The sequence below is a fragment of the Streptomyces sp. NPDC005141 genome, from assembly GCF_053599975.1.
Map to the genome: position 1 here is coordinate 1 of NZ_JBSFYW010000043.1, position 18,323 is coordinate 18,323.

At 66.4% G+C, this 18,323-nt stretch carries 17 protein-coding genes; 12 read left to right on the forward strand and 5 right to left on the reverse strand.

What is annotated here, in order from left to right; translation table 11 throughout:
• The first annotated feature begins 1,020 nt into the window (after positions 1-1,020).
• From ACWD68_RS28370 to ACWD68_RS28410, 9 genes are all read left to right on the forward strand, one after another.
• On the forward strand, positions 1,021-1,749 hold the full coding sequence (locus tag ACWD68_RS28370; protein ID WP_451809293.1) for a DUF1684 domain-containing protein: 729 nt from the start codon (positions 1,021-1,023) through the stop codon (positions 1,747-1,749).
• 49 nt (positions 1,750-1,798) lie between these two features.
• Entirely contained in the window at positions 1,799-3,316 is a 1,518-nt protein-coding gene (locus ACWD68_RS28375) for an ABC transporter substrate-binding protein (protein ID WP_451809294.1), read from the forward strand.
• Entirely contained in the window at positions 3,316-4,281 is a 966-nt protein-coding gene (locus ACWD68_RS28380) for an ABC transporter permease (RefSeq protein WP_451809295.1), read from the forward strand. Before ACWD68_RS28375 ends, ACWD68_RS28380 begins: the two co-directional genes overlap by 1 nt.
• On the forward strand, positions 4,278-5,135 hold the full coding sequence (locus tag ACWD68_RS28385; RefSeq protein ID WP_451809296.1) for an ABC transporter permease: 858 nt from the start codon (positions 4,278-4,280) through the stop codon (positions 5,133-5,135). The genes ACWD68_RS28380 and ACWD68_RS28385 overlap by 4 nt, the downstream gene beginning before the upstream one ends.
• Positions 5,132-5,932 carry an ATP-binding cassette domain-containing protein gene (locus tag ACWD68_RS28390; RefSeq protein WP_451809297.1) on the forward strand — a complete coding sequence of 267 codons (801 nt, stop codon included), beginning with the start codon at positions 5,132-5,134 and terminating at the stop codon, positions 5,930-5,932. The genes ACWD68_RS28385 and ACWD68_RS28390 overlap by 4 nt, the downstream gene beginning before the upstream one ends.
• Entirely contained in the window at positions 5,929-6,693 is a 765-nt protein-coding gene (locus ACWD68_RS28395; protein WP_451809298.1) for an ABC transporter ATP-binding protein, read from the forward strand. The genes ACWD68_RS28390 and ACWD68_RS28395 overlap by 4 nt, the downstream gene beginning before the upstream one ends.
• 240 nt (positions 6,694-6,933) lie before the next feature.
• Positions 6,934-7,494 (forward strand): YceI family protein, encoded by a 561-nt coding sequence (locus ACWD68_RS28400; RefSeq protein WP_451809299.1) that lies wholly within the window; start codon positions 6,934-6,936, stop codon positions 7,492-7,494.
• 348 nt (positions 7,495-7,842) lie between these two features.
• Positions 7,843-8,247 carry a hypothetical protein gene (locus ACWD68_RS28405; protein WP_451809300.1) on the forward strand — a complete coding sequence of 135 codons (405 nt, stop codon included), beginning with the start codon at positions 7,843-7,845 and terminating at the stop codon, positions 8,245-8,247.
• A 322-nt stretch (positions 8,248-8,569) separates the two neighbouring features.
• Entirely contained in the window at positions 8,570-8,758 is a 189-nt protein-coding gene (locus ACWD68_RS28410; RefSeq protein ID WP_451809301.1) for a hypothetical protein, read from the forward strand.
• Positions 8,759-8,986: 228 nt separating this feature from the next.
• Here the strand turns inward: ACWD68_RS28410 and ACWD68_RS28415 are convergent, their stop codons facing one another.
• Positions 8,987-9,613: a response regulator gene (locus tag ACWD68_RS28415; protein ID WP_451809302.1), complete on the reverse strand. Its 627-nt coding sequence runs from the start codon at positions 9,611-9,613 to the stop codon at positions 8,987-8,989.
• 351 nt (positions 9,614-9,964) lie between these two features.
• Here ACWD68_RS28415 and ACWD68_RS28420 point away from each other — a divergent pair, with 351 nt between their 5' ends.
• The 3 genes from ACWD68_RS28420 to ACWD68_RS28430 all read left to right on the forward strand — a co-directional run bounded on the left by ACWD68_RS28420 (position 9,965) and on the right by ACWD68_RS28430 (position 11,999).
• Positions 9,965-10,252, forward strand: coding sequence for a hypothetical protein (locus ACWD68_RS28420; protein WP_451809303.1), 288 nt, complete (start codon positions 9,965-9,967; stop codon positions 10,250-10,252).
• A gap of 338 nt (positions 10,253-10,590) precedes the next feature.
• Complete coding sequence (locus tag ACWD68_RS28425) at positions 10,591-10,974, forward strand: hypothetical protein (RefSeq protein WP_451809304.1); 384 nt, start codon at positions 10,591-10,593, stop codon at positions 10,972-10,974.
• 20 nt (positions 10,975-10,994) lie between these two features.
• Positions 10,995-11,999, forward strand: a complete 1,005-nt coding sequence (locus ACWD68_RS28430) for an IS3 family transposase (protein WP_451809305.1) — start codon at positions 10,995-10,997, stop codon at positions 11,997-11,999.
• A gap of 853 nt (positions 12,000-12,852) precedes the next feature.
• Here the strand turns inward: ACWD68_RS28430 and ACWD68_RS28435 are convergent.
• From ACWD68_RS28435 to ACWD68_RS28450, 4 genes are all read right to left on the reverse strand, one after another.
• Complete coding sequence (locus tag ACWD68_RS28435) at positions 12,853-14,265, reverse strand: hypothetical protein (RefSeq protein WP_451809306.1); 1,413 nt, start codon at positions 14,263-14,265, stop codon at positions 12,853-12,855.
• A 391-nt stretch (positions 14,266-14,656) separates the two neighbouring features.
• On the reverse strand, positions 14,657-15,046 hold the full coding sequence (locus ACWD68_RS28440; protein WP_451809307.1) for a hypothetical protein: 390 nt from the start codon (positions 15,044-15,046) through the stop codon (positions 14,657-14,659).
• 1,040 nt (positions 15,047-16,086) lie between these two features.
• Positions 16,087-17,799, reverse strand: coding sequence for a tyrosine-type recombinase/integrase (locus tag ACWD68_RS28445; RefSeq protein WP_451809308.1), 1,713 nt, complete (start codon positions 17,797-17,799; stop codon positions 16,087-16,089).
• Positions 17,690-18,286 (reverse strand): DNA integrase/recombinase, encoded by a 597-nt coding sequence (locus tag ACWD68_RS28450; RefSeq protein ID WP_451809309.1) that lies wholly within the window; start codon positions 18,284-18,286, stop codon positions 17,690-17,692. The genes ACWD68_RS28445 and ACWD68_RS28450 overlap by 110 nt, the downstream gene beginning before the upstream one ends.
• Positions 18,287-18,323 lie beyond the last annotated feature (37 nt).

Below are 18,323 nucleotides of genomic sequence, written 5' to 3' on the forward strand. Positions count from 1 at the left end.
TGGATGCGAAGCTTGGCCACCAGCTGGCCGGTGTCGTCGACCAGGGCGACGTCGTGATGGTGTTCGGCCCAGTCGATACCGCAGTAGATCACGGTCTGGTTCCTCCCCCTCGTGGTGCTGTTTGTGCTGGTCACGAGCACATGCGGGCCACGCGGCGACCTAATTGCAGGACTCATCGGTCCGACATCTCACAAGCCGTTCGCGGCACCAGCGCACCGCGCGGGCCTCGCTCTTGGCCAGGGCTTGAGGGCTCGGGCAGTTCAAGAGGTCACCGCGCGACGGGCTCGCACCACGACCAGAATCGATGGTGGAGGACCTGTAGTGGCAGCGGCCGCGAAGACGCCAGGATTCGCCACTCTTCGCTGAGGCCTCACCGGCCAGGAGACTTAGAGGCATCACCCGGGGAGCCGTCCGGCCGCCGCCATCACGATCACGGGACCAGTCGCCGGGCGTTGGATAGGCCTGTTCCACGACCGATCTTTGTTAAGGCATTCCAGTCCCACAATCGAACAACCCACTCCGGCTACGGCCACCGGCCTGAGCTGTTGAAACCCAATTAGTGGCAGCGGCCGCGAAGACGCCAGGATTCGCCACTCTTCGCTGAGGCCTCACCGGCCAGGAGACTTAGAGGCATCACCCGGGGAGCCGTCCGGCCGCCGCCATCACGATCACGGGACCAGTCGCCGGGCGTTGGATAGGCCTGTTCCACGACCGATCTTTGTTAAGGCATTCCAGTCCCACAATCGAACAACCCACTCCGGCTACGGCCACCGGCCTGAGCTGTTGAAACCCAATTAGGGCGTTGGACGCGTCCGTGGTGATGAGGCAGGCCCGCCGGCCGAGGCAGTCACTGTGCGTAGAGGCGGCGGATCGGTCCTGGATGGCGATGGCGAGACAGACCGTCTCACTTATTGAGATGCAGGTTTGACATTAGGCAAGCTTATGGCTGATAAAGAACTTGCTTTGGCCATCGAATTACGAACCGTGATGGCAGTGCCCTTCTAGCCGAGTGAGTCCGCCGTGTCCCTGTCCTACGCCTCCCCGACCCCCGCCGGCCCCGGGGAGGAGTGGAACGCCTGGCGTGCCGAGCGTCATCGCACGCTCCTCGCGCCGACCGGAAACCTCGCCCTCGTGGAGACCCGCTGGCTGCCGGCCGGCGAGGAGCCCGACGTCGACGCGGCTCGCGCCGGACAGCCGGACACCGTGACCGTCACCACGCTGCGGCGCACCGACCTGGTCACCGGCGCACCCGAGCACGGCCTGCGTTTCTGGGACGCGGACGCGCCCGCCATCCGCCACTTCGAGAGCGTCGAGGCATTCCCGTACGACCCGGCCTGGGTCCTGGAAGCCGCCTACCAACCCGTGCCCGGCGCCCGCCGCATCGCCTTCGAGCACCTCCGGGACAACGGCGGCACCCGCGATCTCGTGGTGCCGGGGGACATCACGCTCACCGTCGACGGCCGCGAGTACACCCTCAGCGCCTTCGACGACGACGGCACCCTGCTGCTCGTCTTCGGCGACCCCACCAACGGGGACACCACCTACGGCGCCGGCCGCTTCCTTTTCGTCCGGCGCACCGACGACGACAACCGCGTCGTCCTGGACTTCAACCGGGCCTTCGTGCCGCCCTGCGGATTCTCCGATCAGTACAACTGTCCGATGCCGCCGCGGCAGAACCGCTTCCACCTGCCGGTCGAGGCCGGCGAGAAGCGCCCCGTCTTCCGCGACGGCTTCCTCGCACAGCACTGACCGATCCGCAGACCTCTCCCTTTCATTCCGCACGAAAGCGCCCTGAACCATGAGACTCAACAAGTCGACCCTCTACGTCACCGCCACCACCGCCGGCCTCGCCGTCGCGCTCTCCGCCTGTGGCGGCTCCGGCGCGAAGACCGCTTCGGCCGGCGGCTGGGACAAGAACGCCACCGTCAACATCGGCTCTCTGTACGAGCCGCAGAACCTCGACAACACCGCCGGCGGCGGCCAGGGCGTCACCGAGGCCCTCAACGGCAACGTGTACGAGGGCCTGTTCAAGCTCACCGACGACGGCAAGGTCGACAAGCTCCTCGCCCAGGACTACCAGGCCGGTGCGGACGGCCTCACCTACACCTTCACGCTGCGCAGCGGGGTGAAGTTCCACAGCGGCAAGGAACTCACCAGCGCCGACGTCAAGTACAGCCTTCAGAAGGTCCTCGCGAAGGACTCGCAGTCCGCCCGCAAGAGCAACCTCGAGGTCATCAAGGACATCGCCACCCCGGACGCGCACACCGTCAAGATCACGCTGTCCCAGAAGTCGATCTCCTTCGTCTACAACCTCTCCTACGTCTGGATCATCAACTCCGAGGCGAAGGACCTGAAGACGGGCGAGGACGGCACCGGCCCCTACACCCTCGCCAAGTGGACCCGCGGCTCCGCGCTGAGCCTGGACCGCTTCGCCGGCTACTGGGGTGACGCCGCCGCGAACAAGCAAGTCGTCCTCCACTACTACAAGGACGCCACCGCACTGAACAACGCGCTGCTGACCAACGCCGTCGACGTGGTCACCAGCGAGCAGTCGCCCGACGCCTTGGAGCAGTTCAAGAGCAACCAGAACTACAAGGTCAACGACGGCGACTCCACCACCAAGCTGCTGCTGGCCTTCAACGACAAGGCCAAGCCGTTCACCGACGTCAAGGTCCGCCAGGCCGTCTCCGCCGCCATCGACGACAAGAAGCTCCTGGAGTCCGTCTGGGGCGGCTACGGCAAGCCCATCGGCTCGATGGTGCCGCCCACCGACCCCTGGTACGAGGACCTCACCAAGGTCAACGCCCACGACGTCACCAAGGCCAAGAAGCTGCTCGCCGAGGCCGGTTACGCCAAGGGCTTCTCCTTCACCCTCGACACCCCGAACTACGACCCGCACCCCACCGCAGCGACCTTCATCAAGTCGCAGCTCGCGCAGGTCGGCATCACTGTCAAGATCAACACGATCACGCCGGACGAGTGGTACACGAAGGTCTACAAGAACCACGACTTCACGGCCACGCTCCAGGAGCACGTCAACGACCGCGACCTCGTCTGGTATGGCAACCCCGACTTCTACTGGGGCTACGACAACAAGCAGGTCACCCAGTGGGTGAAGCAGGCCGAGGAGGCCTCCACCACCGCCGAGCAGACCGAGCTGCTGAAGAAGGTCAACCGCCAGACCGCCGAGGACGCGGCCAGCGACTGGCTGTACCTGTACCCGCAGATCGTCGTCGCGAGCAGCAAGCTCTCCGGCTACCCGCTCAACGGCCTCAACTCCCAGTTCTACGCCTACGACATCAAGAAGCAGGGCTGATGGGGCGCTATCTCCTGCGCCGCTTCGCCTTCCTCCTGGTCTCGCTGGCCCTGGCGAGCGTGGTGCTGTTCATCCTGCTGCGCCTGCTCCCGGGCGACCCGGCCAACGCGCTCACCTCGGTGGGCGCGAGCCCGCAGCAGATCGCCGCGGCCCGCCACTCCATCGGCTCCGACCGGCCGCTGCCCGAGCAGTTCACCCACTGGCTCGGGCAGCTGGCGAGCGGCGACCTCGGCACGTCCTTCGTCAGCTCGCTGCCGGTCGGACCCGAGGTCAGTGCCCGCCTGAACGTCACCGTCCCGCTGACGCTGGCCGCGTTCGTTCTGGCCGTCGTCGTCGCCGTACCCGTCGGCTTCGTGGCCGCGTACAAGCGCCACACCTGGTACGGCGCCCTGCTCAGCGGAGTCTCCCAACTGGGCATCGCCATACCGGTGTTCTGGCTCGGCATGATCCTCATCGCCGTGTTCTCGCTGAACGCGGGCTGGCTTCCCTCCGGCGGCTTCCCGCTGGACGGCTGGTCCGCGCCCGCGGACGCCGTACGCTCCCTCGTCCTGCCGGTCGTCACCATCGCCCTCGTGATGAGCGCATCGCTCATCCGTTACGTCCGCTCCGCCGCCCTCGACGTGCTGGGCAGCGACCACCTGCGCACCGCGCGCGCCCTGGGCGCCTCCTTCCCCCGGGCCATGTGGCGGCACGGGCTGCGTAACGCCTCCGTACCGGTGATCTCCGTCCTCGGCATCGAGCTCGCCTCCACGCTGCTCGGTGCCGTCGTCGTCGAGTCGGTGTACGCGCTGCCCGGCCTCGGCTCACTGCTCGCCACCGGCATCGCCCAGCACGACTACCCGGTGATCCAGGGCGTCCTGTTCGTGTCCACGCTCGCCGTCCTGGTCATCGGCTTCGCCGCCGACCTGGTCCAGCGGACCATCGACCCGCGGCTGCGCGGCCGTCTCTCAGGAGGTACCCGGTGACCTACACGGACGTCCTGCGCGAACCGGCGGCGGCCCGCGGCCCGCGCTCCGTCACCCTGCTGGCCGGCTGCACACTGACCGCGCTGATCGCCCTGCTCGCCGTCGTCTCGCTCGTCTGGCTGCCCTACGGCACCGACGACACCTCCGGCGGCCGGCTCGCGGGGCCCGGCGACGGACACCTGCTCGGCACCGACAAACTGGGCCGGGACCTGTTCACCCAGCTGATGACGGGCTCCCGTATCGCCATCGAGGCCGGTCTCGGCTCGGTTCTGATCGCCGCGCTCGTCGGCGTCACCCTCGGTACGCTCGCCGCGTTCGCGCAGGGCTGGCTCGACGACACCCTCGCTGCGTTCCTCGACATCCTCATCGCGTTCCCGACCCTGCTGCTGGCGATGCTCGTCGTCGCCGCCCGCTCGGCCACCCTCGGCTCCGCGGTCCTCGCGATCGGCCTCGCCCAGAGCGCGATCGTCGCCCGCCTGGTACGGATCCTCGCCAAGCGGGTCCTGTCCCAGGACTACGTCACCGCCGCCCGCACCTCAGGCACCTCCTGGCCGCGGACCGTCGCCGGACACGTCCTGCCGAACATCTGGCCCACCCTCATCGTCAACCTGGCCCTCCAGTTCGGCCTCGCCGTGCTCGCCGAGGCCGGCCTGTCCTACCTCGGCCTCGGCGCGCCCCCGCCCAACGCCTCCTGGGGCCGCATGCTCCAGGAGGCCCAGGCCACCTTCACCACCGCCCCCGCCGGCGCGCTCGCCCCCGGCATCCTGCTGGTCGTGCTCGTCGTCGGGGTCAACCTCATCGCCGACGGCCTGCGCGACACCCTCGACCCGGCGACCCGCCGGAGGCGGACATGACCCTCCTCGACGTACGCGGCCTTACCGTGCGCACCGGCGACGGGCGCACCCTGGTCGACGACCTCTCCTTCACCGTCGACAGTGGCGAACGGCTCGGCCTGATCGGCGAGTCCGGTTCCGGGAAGTCTCTGACCACGCTCGCCGTAATGGGACTGCTGCCGGACGGCATGACCGCGACCGGCAGCGTGGAACTGGCCGGCACGCAGATCGTCGGTGCCCCGGAGAAGCGGCTCGTCGCGGTCCGGGGACGGGACGCGGCCGTGGTCTTCCAGGAGCCCCTGACCGCCCTCGACCCGCTGATGCGGGTGGGCCGCCAGATCGCCGAGCCCCTGGCCCGCCGCACCGGCCTCAAGGGCAAGAGCCTGCGCACCGCTGTCACCGAAGCACTCCTCAGGGTTCGGCTGCCCGAACCCGAGCGCATCGCCCGCGCCTTCCCGCACGAGATCTCCGGCGGCCAGCGCCAGCGCGTCGCCCTCGCCATGGCCCTCGCCTGCGAGCCGCGCCTGCTCATCGCCGACGAACCCACCACCGCGCTCGACGTGTCCGTGCAGGCCGAGATGCTGGAACTCCTCGACACCCTCGTGCGCGAACGGGAGATGGCTGTGCTGTTCGTCAGCCACGACCTGGCCGTCATCGCCAAGGTGACCGACCGTGCCCTGGTCATGAAGGACGGCCGGGCCGTCGAGGAAGGCCCCGTCCTGGACGTCGTCGGCGCGCCGCAGGCGGCGTACACCAAGACGCTCGTGGCGGGTGCCCGCAAGCTGGAGTCCGCCCTGGCCCTGAGGAGCGCACGATGACACCCGTGCTGGAACTGGCAGACGTGGCCGTGCGCTACCGAGGCACAGCCACCGACGTCGTACAGGATGTGTCCCTCGCCGTCGAGCAGGGCCAGTCCCTCGCGCTCGTCGGCGAGTCGGGTGCCGGCAAGACCACCCTCCTGCGCCTGCTGCTGGGACTCGCCCGCCCCACGGCCGGCACCGTCCGCTTCGACGGCGAGACGCTGTCCCCGCGCGACCGTCAGCAGATGCGCCGCTTCCGGCGCGGCGTCCAGTGCGTGTTCCAGGACCCGTACTCCTCCCTCGACCCGCGCCGGCGCGTGGCCGCGATCGTCGCGGAACCGCTGCGCTCCCTCGGCCTCGACACCCGGGCGACGGCCGCGCCGAAGGTGGCCGCGGCGCTGGAACGGGTCGGCCTCCCCACCGACGCCGCCACCCGCTACCCCCACGAATTCTCCGGGGGCCAGCGCCAGCGCATCGCCATCGCCCGCGCCATCGTCTGCGACCCGCGCGTGCTACTCGCCGACGAACCCGTCAGCGCCCTCGACGTCACCACCCGGGTCAAGGTCGTCGACCTGCTCGCCGAGCTCAAAGAGGAGCGGCAGCTGACCCTCGTGATGGTCTCCCACGACCTGTCGGTCGTCGCCTCCCTGTGCGAACGCACGGCCGTACTGGAACGTGGCCGCCTGGTCGAACAGGGCGAAACCCACCAGGTGCTGGGCGCCCCGGAACACCCGTACACCCGCCGCCTGATCGACAGCGTGCCGCGCCTGCCAGCCTGAGAGACGGGCGGGCAGACGGCAGGGCTGCCCGCTCGTCCCCGCCGACACCCGGGCCCAAGGGGTCCTGGGACCTCTGAGAGCGGCAGTCCCGGCAGGACTCCGGACCCGGGGGTGCGGCGTCGCACAACGGCACAACGGGACCCCGGGTCCGCCACCCTCAAGGCGCCCATGCATGGAATGGCCGATATGTTTGCTATATACGTGATGTACCATTCACGCTGAGTCAACTCCGGAGCTTCCATGACCACGTTCCCGACCGACCTGGCCCCCCTGAGTGGCCACTACACCATCGACCCCGCGCACAGCCGGATCGGCTTCGTGGCCCGGCACGCGATGGTCACCAAGGTCCGCGGCGCGTTCAACGAATTCGAGGGCAGCGCGTCGTTCGACGGCGCCGATCCGGCCAAGTCGACGGGCAAGGTGACCATCAAGGCCACCAGCGTGGACACCCGCAACGCCGACCGCGACCAGCACCTGCGCAGTAACGACTTCCTCAACATGGACGAGTACCCGGAGATCACTTTCGTCTCCACCTCCGTCCACCGCAGCGACGACACAAGCTTCGACGTCACCGGCGACCTCACCGTCAAGGGCGTCACCAAGCCGGTGACCATCCCCTTCACCTACGAGGGCAGCGCGACCGACCCGTTCGGCAACCTGCGCGTCGGCCTGGAAGGCGAAGTCACCATCAACCGCAAGGACTACGGCGTGGTCTGGAATGCCGCGCTGGAGACCGGCGGTGTCCTGGTGAGCGAGAAGATCAAGCTTGAGTTCGAGATCTCTGCCATCAAGGACGTCTGACACCACCACACCCCGGGGCCGGCCGCGGCCGGCCCCGGCACCCCTCAACACTGCAAACGACGGCTCGCCGCAGTCGAGATGCGTCGTGCACCTCAGCGCTCCCCGCCCATGGTTCGCATCAAAGAGGCACGGCGCAGCCCTCGGCCCGCGCCACTTCTCGTGCCAGATCGGACGGGGACTCACGGGGGGGGGAATCGGGGGCCGTGGGGGTGAGTCCTGCCGGAGCCTGCCGAAGGGTGAGGAATCCGCAGGCCACGCAGATGGTCGCCCAACCTCGCTCGTAGAGTGGTGGTACCTGGCGCCTGCGAACCGTCCCGGCGTGTGGAGGCACCATGTCACCATCGAGCGATGCTGACCGAGGAGGACGCGCGCCGACTGGTGCTGGCCGAGATCGACGGCGTGCGAGGCTGCGTCGAGTACGACCTTCAGATCCTGCGTGTAGAGGCCTTGCCGTTCGGGTGGATCTTCTACTGGGGAGCAGTCTGGGATGGTCAGAGCGGACAGCGCCCTCGGTTGGGAGGCAACGGTCCCTTCTTGGTGGATCGCGACAATGAGCGGTTGATCCGAACTGGTACCGGCGTCCCCGTGGCCCGTCAGATCGCCGACTACGAACGGCGACTACGACGCGAAGCTCACGCCCGGAACACGGCAGCGAAGCGGGCTGCACAGCAGCGCAGTACCGCAACCCCAGCGACCGCCCCTGTCGGCTGCCGTCCCTCCGAGGCCTCGAGCGACCGGAATGACCGTCGCTGACCGAACTGGCTGGAGCTACGGATCAGAAGGTTGCACCAGACGGCGAAGGTCTGGCCCCGCGCCAGGCCGTCTTTCCGTCCCATTCAGCGACGTTCACCGTCGTTCAGGCGGGTCCGTCAGCAGAAGGCGTCCCGGCGTCACCCGCCCATGAACGCAGGTGAACGCCCATGCACACCGCTCCCTCCGTAGCCCACCAGCACAGTTGGAAAGTGTGTTGGCCAGCTGCCGCGTATTGCCTGGCCGGACAACCTCAGCCTCCGTATGGTCTGGGCCGGGGACGAGGTTGGAACGACAGTACGAACTGTGCAGGGAGTAGGGGACAGTGAGCAGGAGACGCTACGTTGCCAGAGGGGTGCCGGGTGGCTACCGCATCTGGGACAACCGAGGCCGTCGATGGTGGGGCGATCTCTACGAGTTGTGCCCTGACGATCTCTTGGCCGAGCTCAATGGTCAGGTGGACCAAGTGCGGATTGCCACGCTGATGAAGCGTTACCGCGCGCAGAAGCGATAGGCGGCGCCGAGCGCTGGTCGACGACGGCGCGCACCACGACCGCACCAGATCGAGCGGGGAACAGCGGGGAGTCACGGTGACGGCAGCCGAGTCCAACAGGGCTGCAGCACGACAGTTCGTCAGATCAGCACCCGAACCGACCACAAGTGACCCTCAGCTTCCCTAGCTGATTGTTCTTGCAGTCCTGCTCCACGACTGCTGCCGGGCGTATCGACCTCTTCAACAGGCTCAACTGACTCTGGCTCTCTCTATCAAGTCGATCACGTAATGAACGACTTCGTCGGGAGCCTCCGTCACGGCAAAGGCCCGGCGAGGAAATCCTCTTTGGTAGTCGAACCCCAAGGTGTATAGCACCACCGGCGTATCAATGCCGAGTTCGTCGAGATCCCGAAGCATACTGATTCCGGCACCGGGATCATCCTGGCGGCCAATGTCACTCAGAATGACGTCGTAAGAACGCATACGCAGACGCGAGAGGGCTTCGGCTGTCGAAATAGCAGTGTCTACTTCCATGCCTGCGGCCCGAAAGAGCTGGACCAGTGACGCGTTGCCCTCGGGGTGATCGTCAACCCAAAGCAGCCTGCCTCCCTTGAGGATGTCTGCGGCGCGCTCCAACCGCCGCAGAACACCACGTTTCGATCCCGCAGAGACAACTGTCTTGGTCGTGGCCGCAGCTTCATCCAGGAGCACTCCTGCGGCTTCGGCAAACTCCGCATTCCCTGCTGGCGTGGCAAGACTCTTGAGGCGCCGGATCGCATCACTAATGTCCCTCCGGTACAGCAGCAGCGAGAGCAGGACGACGGCCGGCCAAACCAGTGATTCGATGAAGTCCAAGATCAAGTTCGCGGTGTCCACACTGTCGCCCTTCCATGCAGACAGCCCTTATAGGCGGCTGCTACCGCAACAGAGTGACGGCCATCCGAGTCTCGCAGGGCGACAGGCGCGCACCACAAGCGCACAGATCCAGCGAGGAACAGCGTGGAATCACGGTGAAACCAGCAGGCACGACGAGGCCATGGCCCAACGGTTCGTCCAGGTCGGAGCTTGCACCGACCCTGACATCCAAGGGTGACATCAACGGGCCCGGATAGCGGCATACAGCGGCACCCCCTCGACCGTCGGACCAGCCGACGACAGCCGCAGGGTCGGGCGTAGATCGAACTCCTAAAGCGGTGCTCCATACCCGGTGGATGAGATCATCCGTGGATGGCAGACGCGCAGCTACCCTCGGGATGGTCTCTTCAGCAGATCCGCGACGTATCCGGGGACCAAGAGGCTGTCGCCCTGAATCGCAACCGGGCGGTGAAGTGGGTAGCCCGCCCCGGAGCCCCCGACGAGGTGCTGCACCCAGAGATCGTTCTCGGATTCCACAGCCTGTGCCTTGTTAAGCCCGTCCATGACGACGACTGGTACATGGGCCGCCTGTACGACGACGGCAGCATTGACTGTTGGGCAGCCTACGGCGATCTGTACGAGGCGCTGCGCGGTTTGTAGCAGCGTGCGGGCCTGCCTGCACCACAGGGGACTTCCTGAGGTGGCGGTACAGCAGCGAAGTACAGCAACTAGAGCAACCGACCGCGGCCGTCGGTATCCCTCTCACCGCCCGGCAGCCTGTATGACCACTGATGACCGATCTCTGTAGAGCTACGGATCAGAAGGCATAACCTGTGGGCCCTTGCTGGCGCGCCCACGCTCGCGCCGAGGCGAGGAGAGAACATTGATTGCGCGCGATTCGGAGAACCTTGTCTGCCTGCCCTCTCTGTCAGCCTTGAGTGAGACGTTCCGCTTCGGCGGGTTAGCCTGAGAGGGCACGACAGGAGAACCACCCCCTCATGACCAGCACCAAGCCCGCCGGATCCGACCCGGCCCCCCGGCCGAAGCGCCGTTCCTTCAGTCCGGAGTACAAGCTGCGGATCGTGGCCGAGTACGACGCCGCGCCGAAGAACGAGAAGGGCGCGGTCCTGCGCCGCGAGCGCCTGTACCACTCGCATGTCAAGGAATGGCGGGCCGCGCGGGACGCCGGGGCCCTGGAAAAGCTGGTCGACAAGCGCACCAGCCCGGCCCGGCCGAAGAAGCCGGCCGCCGAGGCGGAGAACGAGCAGCTGCGCCGCCAGGTGGAACGGCTTCAGAAGGAACTGGCCCGGAACAAGGCCGCGCTGGAAGTCATGGGAAAAGCTTCCGCGCTCTTGGACATGCTCTCCGAGAGCGCGGACTGAAGCCTGCCGCCGACCCCGTCGTGGACGAGGCGTTCACCGGCGTCGAGGCCCAGCTGGGCATCACGGCCGCCTGCCGGCTGACCGGCCGCTCCCGCGCCACCCACTACCGCCGGCTCCGGCCGGCACCACCACGCACAGCACGTGCCCCGCAGGTGCAGCCGTCGGCCCTGACGGCCGAAGAGCGGGCCGCGGTACTGGAGTTGATGAACGGCGACGAGTACGTCGAGCTGGCGCCCGCGCAGATCTGGGCCCGCGAGCTGGATGCCGGGCGCTATCACTGCTCCGTCTCGACGATGTACCGGATCCTGCGCGAAAAGGGGCAGTCCGGCGAGCGTCGACGGCAGGCCGCCCATCCCGCCAAGGCGGTGCCCGAGCTGGTCGCCACCGGGCCCTCACAGGTTTTCACCTGGGACATCACCAAGGCGGCCGGACCGGTCAAGGGCGTCTGGTATCACGCCTACGTCATCATCGACATCTTCAGCCGGTACATCGTCGGCCATACCGTCGAAGCGGCCGAATCAGCGGCACGGGCCGAGGAGTTGATCCGCGAGACCATCACCCGCAACGGCATCGTGCCCGAGACCGTGCACGCCGACCGCGGCACCTCGATGACCTCCAAGAAGGTCTCGCAGCTGCTGATCGACCTCGGCGTCACCCGGTCGCACTCGCGGCCGAAGGTCTCCAACGACAACCCCTACAGCGAAGCCCACTTCAAGACCACGAAGTACATGTCCGACTACCCCGAACGGTTCGATTCGCTGGCCCATGCCCGCGAGTGGTTCGACGCGTTCATCGCCTACTACAACCACGAGCACCGGCATTCGGGGATCGGCTGGCACACGCCCGCCAGCGTGCACTTCGGAACCGCCGAGGAGGTCCGCGACCAGCGAGCCGTCACCCTCACCGAGGCGTACACCCGCCACCCCGAACGCTTCGGCCGCCGCCCCCGACCACCCCAGATACCCCAGACGGCCTGGATCAACGACCCGGCCAAGCGCAGGGAACCCGCACCACAAACCTCATAGCGTCACGACCGTCTCACTGGACTTGAAATCTTCCGCTGCGGTTGCGTGGGCTGCTGGTCCGCGGGGATGCCGACGATGCCCGACCGCCTCATCGGCACTCTCCAAGAAGCCCGGGACGCCGGAGTCACAACGCCTGGGATGGAGTGCCCTCTTCGCTGGCAGCCAAGTGCAGTGCCCGGTACCGGAGCCGGGGTTGCAACCGTGCTGGCTCGACCGCTAAAGACGCGTGTGGACTCCGGACAGGTCGACATCGGGAATCCACACGGGCCATGGACGGCGAGAATCGGACAACTAGCGAAACCGCAGGTTGGAGATGCCTAGTGGTCACTAGCGGTTCTTAGCGATTCCTTGCGGGGTACCCGCCAGTCGAGACCGTCATGACCACACCGGCCCTCCAGGCCGCGTGACCCAACCTGTAACTCAACCCTGCACCAGACCCCCCTACCGGTCCGACAGCTCGTGCCAGCGGACGCTCAATGGTCGAGAGCCGCCGCTGGTCGGGGACCATTTGCAGGCTCAACTCTGATTGTGCTCCGGAGCCGTGTGCGCAGGTTCGAATCCTGCCGGGGGCACTCGCCACACGGCCAGCAAGAATCACCCGCTGAGCCGGGCGGATGCCTAGACGAGAGAGCGGGAGTCAGTCTCACTGACTCCCGCTCTTTCTCGTTGTCTCTCACCGTTCACGACACACCTTCGACACACCCTGCCTGTCGACGGATCCGCCCTGTCAACCAGGCGCTTAGGGTGGGCGCCGCACCTCGGCCACGGTGAGGCGTCAGCACCTGGCAGCCAACGCCCTGGCTCCTGCCAGGGCGCCGCGGTTTACAACGAGCGCTTTATCAGCTTGAGGCAGCTACCGAAGAACAATCTGTGAACGGTCGATCTGCTTGGCGATGTCATTCAGTCGGCCAATGTCGAGCTTGAGATCGCGTTGTGCGAACTCGGGCAAGGTGGCGAGTACACCAAGAGTGCTTAGGTGCGTAAGGTCATCCGCCAACTGCGGAAGCCCGGAGAGAGTCACAGCTCCGGCTTGCTTCACCATGAACGCGGTTACGCCAGCGCCTTCCAACCATGACGGGGTCTCTACCAGCATGACGTGATCTGGAGGTCGCGACTCCGGTGCTGGTGTCTGTTCTGTCGTAGCCGCGCCATCTCCGCGGTTCCCGTCGGAGCTGCCATCGTCGCCATTGCCAGAGTCGGAAGGAGATCCATCTCCGTTCGGCGTCCCTGGACCATCTGAGCCGCTTGGCGTAGAGGGCGCAGTGCTGGAGCCACCGCAGCCCACGCCATCGCTGCAAGCCAGTTTACCTATGGCTTCACCGATGTTGGCTCCGAGGTCCGCTCCGGCAACAGCTCCCGCGCCAGCCCCAAGGGGGCCCCCGACCAGCCCCCCGATCACGGCCCCAGCCGTCGCTCCGATAATTGCACCACCAAGTGTCCAGATCGCCTCGCACCGATCGTTCATGACGGCCGACAAGTCTTTGGTGAGCTGCACTTCCTGGAGCGCACCTACTTGAATCCGCAAGTCAGCCGGATTCCCGAGAACACTCGTTGAAACAAGCTCGGTTACTTCACGAGCAGGCAGGGCCCGAATGCTCAGCGTGGCAGGATCGAGGACAAGCGATACCTGCTCGACAAATTGCACACTAGCCGAGACTGAGCGACTCCTCGCTGCGAGCGAGACTACTGGATGCGCTATAGATGCTCGACCACCGTGACCAAGGTCCCAGATTGCGGGATTCTTTTCCAGAAGGCGCTTGAGCACCTGCGACCACAGCGAAGCATCGACACTCGGAGCCGGTTCGTCCTCGACGACACTGCTCGGACTGTCCGATGCCGCTGAAGCAGCCGACGCCTCAACGTTCAGCGCGAGGCCACAAGAAAGAATCAGAAACTCTAGCCCTGCGGCGTTGTTCAACTCCTGGACGGCGCGGAGGATATTCGCCGCAAGACCCACTCGTTGAACTTTCCCCAGTACAGCAAGCTGTGCAAGCATTGCCGATGCGGCACGCAGATATGCCTCAGCCGCCTGATCCAGTGTGAGGTCGACTGGCTCATTCAGCGCTAAGCCTTGCTGTGCACCTTGCGACCTGAGGTATAGCTCATGAATGCGAAGTAGGCCGATACTGATCGGCATAAACGCCACAACACCTGGACGTACTGAAATTTCCCCAGCGGCGGTCTCGATGCCTCGCTGCTCCTCCTTACTGAGCACCCGGAGTTCCGCCGCGTTGCGCAGATAGGATTGCAATCCGACATCACCCATGTTCCCCCCAGTTCACTTTTCTTTAGATTTACAGGTGAATCCATCCCTCCGTCAAGAGCACCTCCCCTATTGGTTCATTAGTTCAGAAAAGGGCCAGGCGATAGCCCGGATCTCTAAGTTGTAGATGACCCGCGAGATCCTCCCCTTAAGCGGCGCGCCTAGTGAGTCAGGGATGACTCATGACCGGGATGATGCCAATGAGCTACCGACAGGCGCTACTCACCCTCTCTGAAATGATCGAGTTAAGGCGAAGCGCTAGAGGGTGGTCCGAAGATCTCCCGGACCACCTACGAGTTCGTAACACGATCTTCTGCGTTGACCGGGGTGCAGCCAAAGTGAAGCGGTCGAGAGATCTTCGCGTCGAGGAAGCTGACGGGAGTGGCCCTCTGCGCTACTCGCTCGGTCGCTTTCCGTAGTAGGGACTGACGGTCCGGGCCAGCTTTCGCTGGATCACCCGCAGCATCCTGATCGTCGCCGCATCGTCGTGCCCCGTGGTCGTTGACCATTCGACGCCCGAGCCGGCGAGGTCGCTGACGAAGACGATCTCTGTAGCCAGAAGTGTCCGAGCCCAGTCCGCTGCACCGAGTGGGGCGTCTTCGCCAAGAGCCTTCCGGAGCCTTTGGCACTGGTCAAACAGATCCTGCACGCCGGCGAACCCCATGCCGACGGCAAGTTGATCGCTGCAGTGTGCAGGGCCGCCCCACGCCAGGAGCGCGCGAGTCAGCAGTTTGACCTCGTGCTCGGTCAACAGCTCGCTAGCTCGCACCATGTCTTGCGACACAGGTTCGCCCTTTCCCGTACTCCGCCGACGTGGCCGGGCCCGATGCCTGGCCTGTACGCGAAGCCCTCGGGTGATCACGCTACCTGTCTCTTGAGGAGCCTCCAGCAGATGAGGCCGCATGCCAGCGAGACGAATGCGTCGTGCAGTTCAAGACGTCGCTCCCAACGGACAGCGAGTCGCTTGAACTGGTGGAGCAGGGCGAAGGTCTGCTCCACGACGTAGCGGAGCTTGCCAAGGCTCTGGGTGGAGTACGCGCAGGAGCTCGGCCCGGGAGAGGCCGCCGACGTTCGGCTGGCTCCCCTGAGCCCCGAACAGTGGAGACATCTGAAGTGCGGTGATGTCATCACCATGCACGAAGCCCGACCTGTAGCCAGCACGGCCACCGTGATCGAGATACTGCCGCCGCGCACCTGAGCCCGTCTAGTCGTGCCCTCGTCTGGGGCCTGCAGGCACGGCTCTGGCGCGTCAAGTACCGCTGATGGCAGGATGGCCTCCATGATGATCACCAGAAAGGCTCATGCCGCGTAAGCGCCCGGGTGCAATCCGCGCCATGCGCGAGCGCCAACCGCCCAAGTGGGCGCGTGAACTGCCCACCATCGACCGTCTGTCGGCTGACACGAGTGCCGCGATTCACTTGGTGGAACATAGCTCTCACAGCTATGAGGTCCAGCCTGGGCGAACCTCACAATTCCTCTACAGCTACCGGAATTTCTTGCGCCAGCCCGGTAGGAAGCTGAGGTTGACTGCCTCGGAGTGCCCGGCCTGTCCTGGGTGCCAGTACGACGATGTCGCAGTGGTCAGAGACGCGTTGGAGGACATAGTGGGCATGCTCCCGCTTCCGGCACGCACCGAATTGCGACGACTACTTGCCGGTCTTGATGCGGAATTCCGAAGCAGGACACTGCACGATCCTGATCCAAGCCACTGGGTGGACTGGAGCGGGAGTCCGTACCGATGGTGGCACCGACGGCTTTACGTGGGTGTCTAGGGCGAGGGGCCGACCCTCCCAGCGATGCTGACTTCTTGGGCGACAGTGTCTGTCACAGCTCCGGAGTAATGCGACCAACGCTGCTGCGGATGTCGGGCATGCCGAGGTGGACGGTGGACGGCTGGGCTGCACGGTCGCGCATGGCCTCCGGTTTCTGCGCGGCGGCGGCCATGGTGGTCTCGATGGCGGCAACCTCGCCGAGCCAGCCCTGGTCCTTTGCCTCTTGGAGGCGGTCGACGAGGTTAGCGTGGATCTCCTGGAGGCGTGGCATCTGGGCTGGGTCCACGAGCAGTAGGGGGCATCTGACACAGGCGTTTTCATGCTGGCACGGGGTCGCGTAGTCGCGGCCGCAGGTCCCCAGGGCGACCTTGCGGAGTTCGTAGTGGGCCAGGAACTCGTCCCACTCCGTGGCGGTGAGCTCGCGGTACTCCTCGCTGGGCCGCTCGGTTCTGCGGCGGGCGATGAAGGCCCGGTGATGGGAGATCACGTCCTGCGGGTAGATCGCGGCGTACCCCATGGTGGTGTCCAAAGCGGCGTGGCCGCAGATCTTCGCGGCGATGTGCGGGGGCAGTCCGGAGCGGATGGCGTCGGTCACGAAGATCCTTCTGAAGTCGTGGGGGCGCCATTCGAGCGGGTCGCCAGCCACGGTGATCTGGGCGGACTGCGAGGTCGCGACCAGGCACTCGCGGATGTAGCTACGGGTCAGCGGCCGGTCCTCGGTGCCGTACCTGCGTTGGAACAGGAACGGCCTGGGCGGGCTCCAGGTCTGCTCGAACACGTCGTAGGCCGACACCAGCGGCAGGGCGCCGTTCCCGGCCCGGACCCGGTAGATCACCGCGGTCAGCACCTCCGCCAGCTCCGGAGAGACCAGCAGCAGTCGCTCGGCATCGGTCTTGGACGGGGCGACCTGCAGCATCGGTACCACCTCGCCAGTGGTGGGCAGGGTGTAGGCGATGGAGCTGTGTTGGGTGAGCTCCAGCATCTCCTCGATCCGGGTGCCGGTGTGCCGCAGCACCTCCACCGTCGCCCAGGACCAGAACGCCGCCTCCTCCTCGTGGGTCAGGTTCCGCCGCCTGCTGGCGGCCACCTCGGTGACGTAGACGCGGCGGGCCTGCCCGGACCCGCAGCGCTCGAACTCCTCCCCGGCAACGAGGAACCGTTCACCGGCCGGCGTCGCGCGAGCCGCGGTGATGCGGGCCATGGTGTCCTTGCGCTGCCGGTCGACGGCGCGAAGCAGGGCGGGCAGCAGCGGCATCTGGGTCCTGGTCCGCTGGTCCATCCGGGACTTCACCCCGGACCTGGACTTCTTCGTCGCGTACTCGTTCGCCTTGATCGGACACGGCGCTACCCAAGGCGCCCACCGCGCCGGATCGCCGGCTGCCCAGCGGGCGATGTCCTGGTAGATCGCCCGGACGAACACCAGCTCGCTGCGGAAGTTCACCCACGGCCGCACCGGGTGGCCCTGAGCGTCACGAATGTAGGCCAGGCGTTCCTTCCACGCCTGCGCGACCTCGGGCGCCAGCCGCAGCGAGTCGATGCCCGGATGGTGGATCTCCAGGTCGCGCCAGAACAACCGGCACAGGTTGCGGGCGATGGAACGCAGCGAGACGTGGTCGAGCTCGGGAGCCCGCTCGGTGAAGTACTCGACCAGCAGGTCACGGACGGCCCGGCACTCGATGCCGTACCCGTCGACGATCTGCTCGACGCTGCGGCGGCCCTCGATGCGAAGCGCCCGCAGCCGCAGCGGTGCGCTGGGCGGGAGCACGCCGGTCTCCTTGAGCAGGGCATAGAACAGCGGCCCGGCCCGCACTGGCCCGGAAGTGGTGTTCCTCCAGTGCGGCGGTCAGCTCGATGCAGTCGCCGACGGTGATGTCGCTGACCAGGCCGCCCTTGCGGATCACAATCCAGGTGAGCTTGTTCAGGGCGTCGGACCTCGCTGTGGCTGTCGCGTGCTGAGCCAGCTGTTCGAGCCGCTGGAAGTCATCGGGGTCGCTGGCGGCCCGGGACTCGGTGAGCATCACCGTCACGCGCTGCCGCAGCAGCCACGGGTAGCTGGGGCGGATCGCCTGCCCGGCGACCAGGAGCACAAGTCCCATGGTCAGTTCATCGCGCCAGTGGCTCTTGGGGGTGCCGCGTCCCTGCAGGGGCAAATCGGTCCACTCGAAGCCGGCGCAGTCCGCTCCGCTGGCAAACCAGCGATCCTGCCAAGTCTCTCCGGGCTGGCCTTCGAGCCAGTCCAGCAGCTTGCCCATGCCCCGCCGCCGGGCCTTGTCGCGAGTCAGGCCCGCA

Excerpts from the sequence above, each read along its gene's own strand:
- ACWD68_RS28380 (WP_451809295.1), top strand. The coding sequence starts at position 3,316 with ATGGGGCGCTATCTCCTGCGCCGCTTCGCCTTCCTCCTGGTCTCGCTG.
- ACWD68_RS28435 (WP_451809306.1), bottom strand. The coding sequence starts at position 14,265 with ATGGGTGATGTCGGATTGCAATCCTATCTGCGCAACGCGGCGGAACTC.
- ACWD68_RS28390 (WP_451809297.1), top strand. The coding sequence starts at position 5,132 with ATGACCCTCCTCGACGTACGCGGCCTTACCGTGCGCACCGGCGACGGG.
- ACWD68_RS28375 (WP_451809294.1), top strand. The coding sequence starts at position 1,799 with ATGAGACTCAACAAGTCGACCCTCTACGTCACCGCCACCACCGCCGGC.
- ACWD68_RS28395 (WP_451809298.1), top strand. The coding sequence starts at position 5,929 with ATGACACCCGTGCTGGAACTGGCAGACGTGGCCGTGCGCTACCGAGGC.
- ACWD68_RS28405 (WP_451809300.1), top strand. The coding sequence starts at position 7,843 with ATGCTGACCGAGGAGGACGCGCGCCGACTGGTGCTGGCCGAGATCGAC.
- ACWD68_RS28400 (WP_451809299.1), top strand. The coding sequence starts at position 6,934 with ATGACCACGTTCCCGACCGACCTGGCCCCCCTGAGTGGCCACTACACC.
- ACWD68_RS28450 (WP_451809309.1), bottom strand. The coding sequence starts at position 18,286 with ATGGGCAAGCTGCTGGACTGGCTCGAAGGCCAGCCCGGAGAGACTTGG.
- ACWD68_RS28425 (WP_451809304.1), top strand. The coding sequence starts at position 10,591 with ATGACCAGCACCAAGCCCGCCGGATCCGACCCGGCCCCCCGGCCGAAG.
- ACWD68_RS28420 (WP_451809303.1), top strand. The coding sequence starts at position 9,965 with ATGGCAGACGCGCAGCTACCCTCGGGATGGTCTCTTCAGCAGATCCGC.